Raw genomic sequence first — 12,258 nt, forward strand, 5'->3', positions numbered from 1 at the left:
GGATCACTCCGCCGTGGCGGTGACGGTCAGGCGGTCGAAGATCTTGCCCGGGCTCGGGGCGGTGCTGAAATCCACGAGGCCGAGCCCGGCCGGGTCCTTGGCGGCGGCGCTGACCGAGAGTCGGCCGGGCTTGACCACGAACCGGGACACCGCCTGGCCGAGGGCCTTGGCGGCGGGCGAGTTGCCGAGCACCGCCGGGATGCCGAGCAGCGCGGCGGTGCCGTATTCCCGCTGCAGCTCCTCGGGCTTGAGGCTCTGGGCCTTGGCCTGCTGGTCGACGAAGCGCTGGAAGAGGCCGCCATTCTCCAGGGTGAGGGCCAGGGACTTGGCGCTGGCGCCGAGCAGCGCCAGGGACGAGATCATCGGCTCGGGGTCGAACACCTCCTTGCCGATGCCGCCGATCGTGCCGGTGATCCGGGCGGTGCCCATGTCCTTGCCGGAGAGCGTCACCTCCCGCAGCGTCACCTCCCGGGCGGCCTCGTTCCAGCGGGCGTCGATCAGGCCGGAGAGGTCGAGGGCGGTGTAGCCGAGCCCGGCGAGGTCGGCGAGGACCGGCGCCGTGGTGCCGGGCGCGACCGCGCAGGTGAAGCCGTCGACGGCGAGGCGCGAGGCGGTCGGCACGCCGTCGCGCGGCTCGCTCATGTCGAGGGCGCTGCTCCGCACGGCGAAGCGCAGCGGGCCCGAGGCCGCGAGCGGGTCCGGGCCCGGGGCCTGCGCCGGCAGGTCGACGTCGAGGTTCTCCAGGGCGATGCGGCCGAGGGCGGGGGCGTAGCGGCGCAGGTCGGCCCGGTCGAGCGGGCCGGCGGCGGCGCGGCGCAGGCCCTCCAGCACCGGCTTGAGCGAGAGGCCGGACAGGGTCAGCCCCTTGAGGGCGAAGCGGCCGGCGGGAGCGTCGACCGCCAGGCCCTCGGCCCGCACCTGGCCGCTCCCGGCCTCGGGAGCGTAGGTCAGGCGGGCGAGGCTCGCCTGGACCGGCGCCGGCCGGGCGCCGGGCCCTCCGGGCGCCGCGAGGGTGAGGCCGCTGATCTCGAGCCCGCCGACGCTGATCCCGTCGATCAGGTCGGCGGCCAGGGCGGCGCGGCGGGCCCGCTCGGGCCCCTCGGCCGGGCCAGGCCCCTCGGCGAGGACCCGGGCCGCGTCGCCCCAGGGCGTCGCGGTCGGCCGGCCGGTGAGGTCGCGGGCGTCGATGCGGGCGATGCGGAAGGCCGCCCCGTCGGGGCCGGTCAGCGCGATGTCCTCGGCGGTGACGCCGCCATAGACCCGGACCGGCACGGCGTCCGGGCCGCCGGCCTCGGTGAACAGGCGGGCGAGGCCGGGCAAGTCGATCTCGCGGACGCTCAGGCGGCCGTAGGCGCCGGCGGCGTCCGGGCCCGGCCCCTCGACGGTCAGGGTGGCGCCACCGGCCTCCACGATTCCGATGCGGCCCGCGGCCACGTCCCGGGCGGCGACGTCGTGGTAGACCGCGACCTGTACCCGCCCGCCCGACGGCTGCTCGACCCGCAGCACCGGGATCACGATCTCGCGGGCGGAGAGCCGCTCGAGCCGGGTCCGCCACGGCGCCGGCCCGGCGGGATCGAGGATCGCCCGCGCCTCGTCCCGCGACAGGGCGGTGCCGCGCAGCTCGAGCTTGGGCGCCTTGAGGGTGACGGGGCCGAGGGGCAGCACCACCTCGTCGAGGGCGACCGTGGCGTCCTGTGCCAGCGCCGGGCCCGCGAGAAGCGGCAGGCCGGCCGGCAGGGCGGCGGACAGCGTCGCGCAGGCGAGAACCCCGAGCGCAGCCCGGGCCACGCCCGTTGTCGAGAAGCGGGTCATGGCGGAGCGTCCCGGATCGTGAGGAGCTGGAAGTCTACAGGGAGAACGAGGTGCCGCAGCCGCAGGAGGCGGTCGCCTGCGGGTTCTCGATCTTGAAGGACTGGCCGATCAGGTCGTTGACGAAGTCGATCGTCGCGCCCTCCATGTACGGGAGGGACATGGGATCGACCAGCACGGTGGCGCCGTCCTGCTCCACCGCCAGATCGTCCTCGGCGCGATCCTGAGCGATGTCGAAGGCGTACTGGAACCCGGAGCAGCCGCCGCCATTCACGCTGATGCGCAGCATCGAGCCGGGCGGCTCGGCGCCCATGATCTCGTTGATGCGGCGGGCGGCGCGGGACGTCAGGGTGATCGGGGTCATCGACGGCTTCTCGGGTAGGGGTCCGGCGTGCGATGGCAACATAGGAATGGACGGCCTGCGCTGCAACAGCCGCGGCCGGCCGGGGGATGGCAGGGGGGATCTGGAACGTGAGACGGACAGGCGAGCGCTGGCGGGCCCCCTACGGCAGCGACCCCTTCGCGTCGCGCGGGCGGCTGATCCCCGAGGACGCCTCGCCGACCCGCACCGACTTCCAGCGCGACCGCGACCGGATCGTGCACTCGGCCGCCTTCCGGCGCCTCAAGCACAAGACCCAGGTCTTCGTCCACCACGAGGGCGACCATTACCGCACCCGCCTGACCCACACCCTGGAGGTGAGCCAGATCGCCCGGGCGCTGGCCCGGGCGCTCGGCCTCGACGAGGACCTCGCCGAGGCCCTGGCGCTCGCCCACGACCTCGGCCACACGCCCTTCGGCCATACCGGCGAGGACGCGCTCCACGCCTGCATGGCCGACCACGGCGGGTTCGACCACAACGCCCAGGCCCTGCGGCTGGTGACCCGGCTGGAGCGCCGCTACGCCACCTTCGACGGGCTCAACCTGACCTGGGAGACCCTGGAGGGTCTGGTCAAGCACAACGGCCCGCTCCTCACCCGCGACGGCCGGCCTACGCCGCACTACGAGGCGAGCGGCATCCCGGTCGCGATCACCGAGTACAACGCCCTCAACGACCTCGAGCTCGCGACCTTCGCGGGGCCGGAGGCCCAGGTGGCGGCGCTCGCCGACGACATCGCCTACGATGCCCACGACCTCGACGACGGGTTGCGGGCCGACCTCTTCGGCCTCGACGACCTCCGCGAGGTGCCGTTCCTGCACGGCCTCCTCGCGGAGATCCGGGGCGCCTATCTGGGCCTGGAGCGCTCGCGGGTGGTGCACGAACTCGCCCGCCGGGTGATCACCCGCTTCGTCGAGGACGTGATCGCCGAGACCGAGCGGCGCCTCGCGGCGCTGCAGCCCGCGGACGCCGCCGCGGTGCGGCACGCCCCGGGCCCGGTGGCGGCGTTCTCCGAGGCGATGGCCGCGGCCGACCGGGACATCAAGACCTTCCTGTTCGCCCGGATGTACCGCCATCCCGGCGTGATGGCGGTGCGTCGCCGCGCCGCCTCGATCGTCGAGGACCTGTTCGCCACCTTCCGGCGCGACCCGAACCGGATGCCCGAGGAGTGGAGCGCCGGCCTCTCGGGCCCGGACGACCCCCGCACCCCCCGCCGCGTCGCCGACTACATCGCCGGCATGACCGACAACTACGCGGTGAGCCAGCACCGCCGGCTGTTTCCCGAGACGCCGGACCTGCACTGGGTGATCTGGCCGGGGCTCGACGGCTGAGGGAGTGTCACGCCTTCGCGATGACCTTCTGCAGGCAGACCGAATTGGTGTCGCGGTAGCCGAGGTGGTCGTAGAAGCCGAGCACGGCCTCGTTCTCCCGGCGCACCAGCAGCTGCACCTTCCAGACGCCGCGCGCGGCGAGCCACGCCTCCGCCGCCTCGACCATGACCCGCCCGAGCCCGGTGCCCTGCTGCGCGGGCGCCACCGCCACGTAGTAGAGCCAGCCCCGGTGGCCGTCCTCGCCGGCCATCACGCTGGCGACGACCTGCCCCGCGATCTCCGCCACCAGCACGGTGCCGTGCGGCCCGCGCCGGGCGAAGGCGATGTCGGTGGCCGGATCGTTCCAGGGGCGCGCCACCCCGGCCGCGTGCCACAGGGCGATCACCGCGGGCACGTCGGCATCCCGGATCTCGCGGATCGTCGGCGTCATGCGGGCTCCTTCTCCGGTGCGCCGTCCTGCCGGTGCACTGCCTTGCCAGAGCGCCTTCTTGCCACGCCGGCCCGGCGGGGCGAACCATGCCGCACCATCATCCGAGGAGCCGCCGGAATGCCCCGCCTGATCGACCTCTCGATCGCGATCGACAACGACGTGCCGGCCGACCCGCCGTTCCAGCGCCCGACCGTGACCTACGTCGATCACGCCGCCTCGGCGCCGATGGTCGCCGGGCTCTTCCCGGGCCTCAGGCCGGAGGACCTGCCGGAGGGCCAGGGCTGGGCGGTCGAGAGCGTGCAGCTCTCCACCCACAACGGCACCCACCTCGACGCGCCCTGGCACTACCACCCGACCATGGATGGCGGCGCCCGGGCCATCACCATCGACGAGGTGCCCCTCGACTGGTGCTACCGCCCCGGCGTGAAGCTCGACTTCCGCCACCTGCCCGACGGCCACGTCGTGACCCCCGACGAGATCGACCGCGAGCTCGCCCGCATCGGCCACGCCCTCCGGCCCCTCGACATCGTGCTGGTGAACACCCGGGCGGGCGCCCGCTTCGGGCAGGCGGACTACGTCGACAGCGGCTGCGGCATGGGCCGGGCCGCGACCCTGCACCTGACGGGGCAGGGGGTGCGCGTCGTCGGCACCGACGGCTGGAGCTGGGACGCTCCGTTCTCCCACACCGCCCGGCGCTACGCCGAGAGCGGCGACGCGAGCCTGATCTGGGAGGGCCACAAGGCCGGGCGCGAGGCCGGCTACTGCCAGATCGAGAAGCTCGCCAACCTGGACGCCCTGCCGGCGACCGGATTCACGGTCGCGTGCTTCCCGGTGAAGATCAAGGGCGCGTCCGCGGGCTGGACCCGGGCGGTGGCGATCCTGGACGACTGACGCCAGGCTCTTCTCACCCTGCGGGCGCGAACAGCTCCCGCTCCGCCTCGACCGTCGCGTAGATGTGCTCCGCCACCGCGCGGATGCGGGCGAGGTCGCGGCTGTCGGCGTGCATCATCAGCCAGAAGCTGCGGGTGAGGGTGACCTCGTCCGGCAGCACGCAGGTGAGGTCGCGGCGCCAGGAGGCCATGAAGCAGGGCAGCACCGCGAGGCCCAGCCCCGCCACCGTCGCCTGGAGCTGGGCGTTGAGGTTGGCGCTGCGCAGGCGGGCGCCGGCGCCCGGCGCGACCTGGTGCAGGTAGTCGAGTTCCGGCGAGTAGAGCAGGTCGTCGATGTAGCCGACGAAGCGGTGGCCCTCGAGGTCGCGCCGGTGCCGGATCGGCGCGTGGCGGGCGAGGTAGGACGGGGCGGCGTAGAGCTTGAGCGCGTAGTCGGTGAGCTTGCGCCCGACGATCCGCCCCTCCGGCGGCAGGCTCAGCCCGATGGCGATGTCGGCCTCGCGCTTCGACAGGCTGAACAGCCGGGCGGTCGCGACGAGCTCGATGTCGAGTTCCGGGTGGCGCTCGACCAGGCCGGCGAGGCGCGGGGCGAGGAAGTAGCTGCCGAAGCCGTCCGGCGTGCCGATCCGTACCGTGCCGACGAGCTGCGACGCCGCCCGGCCGACCGCGGCCTCGCCGTGGATGATGGCCGATTCGACCGCGTCGGCCGTCGCGGCGAGCGCCAGGCCGGCCTGCGTCGCGGTGTAGCCGGTCGCCCGGCGGTGAAACAGGCGCTCAGCCAGCCGCCGCTCCAGCCGGTCGATGCGCCGGATCACCGTGGCGTGGTCGACCCCGAGACGGCGCGCCGCCGCCGAGACCGTGCCGGCCCGGTGCACCGCCAGCACGAAGCGGTAATCGTCCCATCCCGCGCTATCCGGTTCCCGCATCCGCGCACACCCGTTCCGCTCTCCCGCCCCTTCCGCTATGTGGGCCGCCAGGGCAAGGTGGCCCCAACACAGATCTGATCCAGGGAGGATCCCCCATGGCGCGCGAAGTCGGGCACTTCATCGGCGGCGAGCACGTCCCGGGCCGCTCGGGCCGTTATTCCGACATCTACCAGCCGATGACCGGCGAGGTGATCGGCCGCCTGGCCCTGGCGAGCCAGGCCGAGATGCGCGCCGCGATCGAGAACGCCGCCAAGGCGCAAGTCGCCTGGGCCGCGACCAACCCGCAGCGCCGGGCGCGCGTGATGATGCGCTTTCTCGACCTCGTGGCGCGGGAGATGGACAGCCTCGCGGATCTCCTCGCCCGCGAGCACGGCAAGACCATTCCCGACGCCAAGGGCGACATCCAGCGCGGCGTCGAGGTGGTGGAGTTCGCCTGCGGTGTCCCGCACCTGCAGAAGGGCGAGTACACGGAAGGAGCGGGCCCCGGCATCGACATCTACTCGATGCGCCAGCCGCTCGGCGTCGTCGCCGGCATCACGCCGTTCAACTTCCCGGCGATGATCCCGATGTGGAAGTTCGCCCCCGCCATCGCCTGCGGCAACGCCTTCATCCTCAAGCCCTCGGAGCGCGACCCGGGCGTGCCGATGCGGCTCGCCGAGCTGATGATCGAGGCAGGCCTGCCGGCCGGCATCCTCAACGTCGTCAACGGCGACAAGGAGGCGGTCGACGCGATCCTCGACGACGACATCATCCAGGCGGTCGGCTTCGTCGGCTCCTCCGACATCGCCCAGTACGTCTACGCCCGGGCGACCGCGACGGGGAAGCGCGCCCAGTGCTTCGGCGGCGCCAAGAACCACATGATCATCATGCCGGACGCCGACATGGACCAGGCCGTCGATGCCCTGATGGGCGCCGGCTACGGCTCGGCCGGCGAGCGCTGCATGGCAGTGTCGGTGGCGGTGCCGGTCGGCGAGAAGACCGCCGACGCGCTGATGAGCAAGCTGATCCCGCGGGTCGAGAGCCTCAAGATCGGCCTCTCGACCGACCCGAGCGCCGATTACGGCCCGCTCATCACCAAGGCGGCGCTGGAGCGGGTGCGCAACTACGTCGAGATCGGCATCAAGGAAGGCGCCAAGCTCGCGGTCGACGGCCGGGCCTTCAAGATGCAGGGCTACGAGAACGGCTTCTACATGGGTGGCTGCCTGTTCGACCACGTGACGCCGGAGATGCGGATCTACAAGGAGGAGATCTTCGGCCCCGTGCTCTCGGTGGTGCGGGCGAAGGACTACGCCGAGGCCCTGCGCCTGCCCAACGAGCACGAGTACGGCAACGGCGTCGCGATCTTCACCCGCGACGGCGACGCGGCCCGCGACTTCGCCGCCAAGGTGCAGGTCGGCATGGTCGGCATCAACGTGCCGATCCCGGTGCCGCTGGCCTACTACACCTTCGGCGGCTGGAAGCGCTCGGGCTTCGGCGACCTCAACCAGCACGGCCCGGACGCGGTGCGCTTCTACACCAAGACCAAGACGGTCACCCAGCGCTGGCCGTCGGGGGTGAAGGAGGGCGCGCAGTTCTCGATGCCGGTGATGCAGTAGCGCTGTCTCCCCACTCCCGCACGGGAGAGGGGATCCTGCACCCGTGAAACAGCGGGGATCAGACCTAAGAATCAGAACGGGAGGAACCGCCGCCATGACCCTGTTCACCCTCCCCGAGGACCAGGTCGCCATCCGCGACATGGCGCGCAGCTTCGCGGCCGAGCGGATCGCGCCGCACGCCCTCGACTGGGACGAGCGCAAGCACTTTCCGGTCGATGCGCTGCGGGAGGCCGCGGGCCTCGGCATGGGCGGCATCTACATCTCGGAGGAGCACGGCGGATCCGGCCTGACCCGGCTCGACGCCGCCCTGATCTTCGAGGCCCTGAGCCTCGGCTGCCCGACGGTGGCGGCCTTCCTGTCGATCCACAACATGGCCGCCTGGATGATCGACAAGTTCGGCTCCGGCGCCCAGCGCGAGCGCTTCCTGCCGTCCCTGTGCCGCATGGACATGATCGCGGCCTACTGCCTGACCGAGCCCGGCTCGGGCTCCGACGCCGCGGCCCTGCGCACCACCGCCCGGCGCGAGGGCGACCATTACGTCCTCAACGGCGCCAAGCAGTTCATCTCCGGCGCCGGCGCGGCCGACGTCTACGTCACGATGGTCCGCACCGGCGAGGCCGGACCGCGGGGCATCTCGACCCTGGTGGTGCCGGCCGACGCGCCGGGACTGTCCTTCGGCCCGAACGAGCGCAAGATGGGCTGGAACGCCCAGCCGACCCGGGCGGTGATCTTCGAGGAGTGCCGGGTCCCGGTCGAGAACCGCCTCGGCGAGGAGGGTATCGGCTTCCGGATCGCCATGGCGGGGCTCGACGGCGGCCGGCTCAACATCGGCGCCTGCTCGCTGGGCGGGGCGCAGGCCGCCCTCGACAAGAGCCTCTCCTACATGGGCGAGCGCAAGGCCTTCGGGCAGCACCTCGATCAGTTCCAGGCGTTGCAGTTCCGCCTCGCCGACATGGCGACGGAGCTCGAGGCCGCCCGCGCGCTCCTCTACGGCGCCGCGGCCAGCCTCGATCGCGGCGATGCCGATGCCACTCAGCGCTCGGCCATGGCCAAGCGCTTCGCCACCGACATCGGCTTCCGGGTCGCCAACGAGGCGCTCCAGCTCCACGGCGGCTACGGCTACCTGTCGGAATACGGGGTGGAGAAGATCGTCCGCGACCTGCGGGTGCACCAGATCCTGGAGGGCACCAACGAGATCATGCGGGTGATCGTGGCGCGGGGACTCGTCGCGGGCTGAGCGCCGCGCCTCCGCCCCCGACGCGAAACCAGACACCAACGAAGGAAACGCTGAGCCATGACGCAGATCGCCTCGCAGATCGCCTTCCTGGGCCTCGGCAACATGGGCGGCCCGATGGCCGCCAACCTCGTGGCGGCGGGGCACGCGGTCTCGGGCTTCGACCTCGTGCCGGAGGCCCTGGAGGCCGCCCGCGCCGCCGGCGTCGCGGTGGCGGAGAGCGCCGAGGCGGCGGTGAAGGGGGCCGAGGTCGTCGTCACCATGCTGCCGGCGGGCAAGCACGTGCTGTCCGTCTACGACGCGGTGCTGCCGCACGTGGCGGAAGGCGCCCTGCTGATCGACTGCTCGACCATCGACGTCGCGAGCGCCCGGGCGGCGCACGAGAAGGCGCGAGGCCGAGGGCTCGCGAGCCTCGACGCCCCGGTCTCCGGCGGGGTCGGCGGCGCCAAGGCCGCGACCCTGACCTTCATGGCGGGGGGCACGCCGGAGGCGTTCTCCCGGGCCGAGCCGATCCTCGCCCGGATGGGCCGCAAGGTCGTGCATTGCGGTGAGGCCGGCGCCGGCCAGGCGGCCAAGATCTGCAACAACATGATCCTCGGCATCTCGATGATCGGGGTCGCCGAGGCCTTCGTGCTGGCGGAAAAACTCGGCCTGTCGCACCAGGCCCTGTTCGACGTCGCCTCGACCTCGTCGGGCCAGTGCTGGTCGCTCACCACCTACTGCCCGGTCCCGGGCCCGGTGCCGGCCTCGCCGGCCAACAACGACTACAAGCCGGGCTTCGCCGCCGCCCTGATGCTGAAGGACCTGCGCCTCGCGCAGGAGGCCGCCGCGAGCGCCAGCGCGGCGACCCCGCTCGGCGCCCATGCGGAGGCGATCTACGCCGCCTTCGAGGCGGCCGGGCAGGGCGGCACGGACTTCTCCGGCATCATCCGCCACCTGCGCGAGGCCGGGCGCGAGTAGGTCCGGTCCCGGCCGGGCTCAGCGACCGGCCGGCTCCCGACGGGAGCGGACGCCCTCCGATCGGGCGTCCGGCCGGCTGCCGCTCAGAAGCCGAAGCTGACCTCCCGGCTGTTGCCGCGCTGCAGGTTGTGGAAGCGCGACAGGGCGAAGAGCGGGAAGAACAGCCGGTAGCCGTGGTACTTGAGGTAGAAGACCCGCGGGAACCCGACCGCGTTGTAGGCCCGCTCCTGCCACTCGCCGTCCGCGCCCTGGCTGCGCTGCAGGTAGGCGGCCCCCCGCAGGACCGCCGGATGGTCGGCCCGCCCGACCGCCATCAGGCCGAGCATCGCCCAGGCGGTCTGCGACGGAAGGCTCTCCGGGTTCTCGACGTAGCGGCCGACATCGTAGCTGCGCTCGTCCTCGCCCCAGCCGCCATCCGCGCGCTGGATCGACACCAGCCAGTCCACGGCCCGCCGCACCATCGGGTCGTCGTGCGGCACGCCGGCGGCGTTCAGGGCGCAGAGCACCGACCATGTCCCGTAGATGTAGTTGGTGCCCCAGCGGCCGTACCAGCTGCCATCCTGCTCCTGCTCGGCCCGCAGGTAGGCCAGGGCCCACGCGATGGCCGGCCGGTCTTCCGCGTGGCCGAGCTGCGCCAGGAACGAGATGCAGCGGCCGGTGACGTCGGCGGTCGGGGGATCGAGCAGCGCGCCGTGGTCGGCGAAGGGGATGTGGTTGAGGAACTCGCGGTCGTTGTCCGCGTCGAAGGCGCCCCAGCCGCCGTTGCGGCTCTGCAGGCCCAGAATCCAGCGCCGCGCCTTCTCGACCGCCCCGGCATGCTCGGGCCGGCCGTTGCGATGGAGCAGCATGCCGACCACGGCCGTGTCGTCCACGTCGGGGTAGTGGTCGTTGCGGTACTGGAAGGCCCAGCCGCCGGGCTCGGCATCCGGCCGGACCTCGGCCCAGTCCCCGCGCACGGCCGTGACCTGGCGTGCCACCAGCCAGTCGCAGGCCGCGTCCAGGTTCTTCTGAGCCTCGGCGCCCGCCGGCGTGTCGCCGCCGCCGCTGCGCAGCGCCTCGATCATCGCATGGCCGGACAGGCTCGTGTCCCAGACCGGCGAGACGCAGGGCTGGCAGTAGACCTCCGCGTCGGTCTCGACGAGCAGCTTGTCGATGGACTTCCAGATCGTGACGCAGCGCGGGTCGTCCGCCGGACAGCCCAGCACGTCGTACATCATCAGGGCGTAGGCCATGGCCGGGTAGATCGCGCCGAGCCCATCCTCGCCGTTCAGGCGCTCCTCGACGAAGGCGACGGCCTTCGCGATGGCGCTCTCGCGCGCGACCTTCGAGAAGGCCGGCTCGGTCCAGCGCAGCAGCGTGTCGAGGTGCTTGAACACCACGCCCCAGCGCGAGCGGTAGGGGCCGCGGATCCAGTCCCGCACCTGGTCCGGCGGGGTCCGGAAGATCTCGTCGAAGGTCACCCGGCGCGGGTTGCGGGCGCGGGGCTGGCGTGCCTGCAGCACGAGGAGCGGCACCACGCAGGTGCGGGCCCAGTAGGACATCGCCCAGATGTTGAAGAAGAATCCCTTGGGCAGGTGCATGATCTCGACCGGCATCACCGGCACGCCGCGCCAGGGGAGGGCGCCGAACAGGGCGAGCTGGATGCGGGTGAAGACGTTGGCGCGCTCGGCCCCGCCGTGATCGAGGATGGCCTGGCGCGCCCGCGCCATGTGCGGCGCGGAGGGATCGTCGCCGATCGCCTTGAGGGCGCAGTAGGCCTTCACGCTGGCCGAGAGGTTGAACTCACCCGCATGGAACATCGGCCAGCCGCCGTGCTCGCCCTGGATGCGCCGCAGGTACACGCCGATCTTGGCCTGCCGCTCGGGCGTGATGCGGTCCATGTAGTGCTCCAGGAGCACGTACTCGGCCGGGATGGTGGCGTCCGCCTCCAACTCGAACACCCAGTGCCCGTCGCGGTTCTGGCGACGCTGCAAGGCGCGGCCGGCGCCGGCGATGCTGTGCAGGATGTCAGTCGCGGAGAAGCGGGGCTCCGTGTTCATGGTCATGCTCGTGAGGGTGGCTGGAACTGACTTGGACGGGGTGGCCTCAGGCGCGCGTCATGGCGAGAAGCCGCTCGACCACGGCGCGGCGCTGCTCCGGACCCATGGGGTAGAGGTCGAAGGCGTCCGAGACCCAGAGACCGTCCGCCGCGAGGCGCAGGATGGTGGCCTGGACCGGGTCGGCCTCGGTCAGGTCCTGCTCGAGCCACCGGGTGGCGACGTCCTGCCACCGGCGCATCAGGGCCGGATCGAACAGCAGGGCCGCCGCGATGGCGACGCCGAGGCGGTTCTCGTCCGTGGGGGAGTTCGCGGACGCGTTGATGAAGGCGCGGGTCTGTCGCCCGCGGGAATCCGGGTCGGCCTGGGCGAAACGGCTCAGGTCCGCCTCGAAGCGGGCGATGAGATCGTCCATCAGCGCTTCGAGCAGCTCCGACTTGCTGCGGAAATGATGCAGCAGGGCGCCCTTGCTGGCACCGGCTTGCTTCGCGACGGCCTCCAGTGTTAGCGCCTGCACGCCTGCCCGCAGGATGATCTGCGCCGCGGCGCGAAGCAGGCTCTGCTTGAGATCGGCTGCCTTCTGGATCTGTGCGGCGGAGAGGCCCATGGAGGCTCACTACCGTCCAGACGGTCTTTCGTCAAGCGTAGCCGGACGTCCGGGGCCGTCCGTG

The 12,258-nt window shown here is 72.4% G+C and carries 11 protein-coding genes; 5 read left to right on the forward strand and 6 right to left on the reverse strand.

The features are described 5' to 3' along the window. Nucleotides 1-3: 3 nt before the first annotated feature. Together VQ02_RS09370 and erpA are read right to left on the reverse strand one after the other, a co-directional pair. Nucleotides 4-1,812, reverse strand: coding sequence for a hypothetical protein (locus VQ02_RS09370; protein ID WP_053080298.1), 1,809 nt, complete (start codon nt 1,810-1,812; stop codon nt 4-6). A gap of 34 nt (nt 1,813-1,846) precedes the next feature. Further along, a complete protein-coding gene (erpA, locus tag VQ02_RS09375; RefSeq protein WP_048443914.1) occupies nt 1,847-2,173 on the reverse strand; it encodes an iron-sulfur cluster insertion protein ErpA in 327 nt (108 codons plus the stop codon). Nucleotides 2,174-2,280: 107 nt separating this feature from the next. On the opposite strand from erpA, the gene VQ02_RS09380 reads away from it, so the two are divergent. Further along, on the forward strand, nt 2,281-3,516 hold the full coding sequence (locus tag VQ02_RS09380; protein WP_425339890.1) for a deoxyguanosinetriphosphate triphosphohydrolase: 1,236 nt from the start codon (nt 2,281-2,283) through the stop codon (nt 3,514-3,516). Nucleotides 3,517-3,523: 7 nt separating this feature from the next. Here VQ02_RS09380 and VQ02_RS09385 read toward each other — a convergent pair whose 3' ends face one another. Then, the gene (locus tag VQ02_RS09385) at nt 3,524-3,946 is read right to left on the reverse strand and encodes a GNAT family acetyltransferase (protein ID WP_048443916.1); all 423 of its coding nucleotides are present in this window, start codon (nt 3,944-3,946) and stop codon (nt 3,524-3,526) included. Between the two features lie 117 nt (nt 3,947-4,063). On the opposite strand from VQ02_RS09385, the gene VQ02_RS09390 reads away from it, so the two are divergent. Next, nucleotides 4,064-4,837 carry a cyclase family protein gene (locus VQ02_RS09390; protein ID WP_048443917.1) on the forward strand — a complete coding sequence of 258 codons (774 nt, stop codon included), beginning with the start codon at nt 4,064-4,066 and terminating at the stop codon, nt 4,835-4,837. Between the two features lie 13 nt (nt 4,838-4,850). Here VQ02_RS09390 and VQ02_RS09395 read toward each other — a convergent pair whose 3' ends face one another. Beyond that, complete coding sequence (locus VQ02_RS09395; protein WP_048443918.1) at nt 4,851-5,762, reverse strand: LysR family transcriptional regulator; 912 nt, start codon at nt 5,760-5,762, stop codon at nt 4,851-4,853. A 95-nt stretch (nt 5,763-5,857) separates the two neighbouring features. Here VQ02_RS09395 and VQ02_RS09400 point away from each other — a divergent pair, with 95 nt between their 5' ends. The 3 genes from VQ02_RS09400 (at nt 5,858) to mmsB (ending at nt 9,551) form a co-directional block, all read left to right on the forward strand. Continuing rightward, entirely contained in the window at nt 5,858-7,357 is a 1,500-nt protein-coding gene (locus tag VQ02_RS09400) for a CoA-acylating methylmalonate-semialdehyde dehydrogenase (protein ID WP_048443919.1), read from the forward strand. A 94-nt stretch (nt 7,358-7,451) separates the two neighbouring features. Then, entirely contained in the window at nt 7,452-8,594 is a 1,143-nt protein-coding gene (locus tag VQ02_RS09405) for an acyl-CoA dehydrogenase family protein (protein ID WP_048443920.1), read from the forward strand. A 57-nt stretch (nt 8,595-8,651) separates the two neighbouring features. Further along, complete coding sequence (gene mmsB, locus VQ02_RS09410) at nt 8,652-9,551, forward strand: 3-hydroxyisobutyrate dehydrogenase (RefSeq protein WP_048443921.1); 900 nt, start codon at nt 8,652-8,654, stop codon at nt 9,549-9,551. Nucleotides 9,552-9,634: 83 nt separating this feature from the next. Here mmsB and shc read toward each other — a convergent pair whose 3' ends face one another. Both shc and VQ02_RS09420 read right to left on the reverse strand, forming a co-directional pair. Then, nucleotides 9,635-11,590 carry a squalene--hopene cyclase gene (shc, locus tag VQ02_RS09415; RefSeq protein WP_083469127.1) on the reverse strand — a complete coding sequence of 652 codons (1,956 nt, stop codon included), beginning with the start codon at nt 11,588-11,590 and terminating at the stop codon, nt 9,635-9,637. Between the two features lie 46 nt (nt 11,591-11,636). After that, nucleotides 11,637-12,194: a TetR/AcrR family transcriptional regulator gene (locus VQ02_RS09420; protein WP_048443923.1), complete on the reverse strand. Its 558-nt coding sequence runs from the start codon at nt 12,192-12,194 to the stop codon at nt 11,637-11,639. Nucleotides 12,195-12,258: the final 64 nt, after the last annotated feature.

This window comes from Methylobacterium variabile (genome assembly GCF_001043975.1).
GTDB lineage: Bacteria > Pseudomonadota > Alphaproteobacteria > Rhizobiales > Beijerinckiaceae > Methylobacterium > Methylobacterium variabile.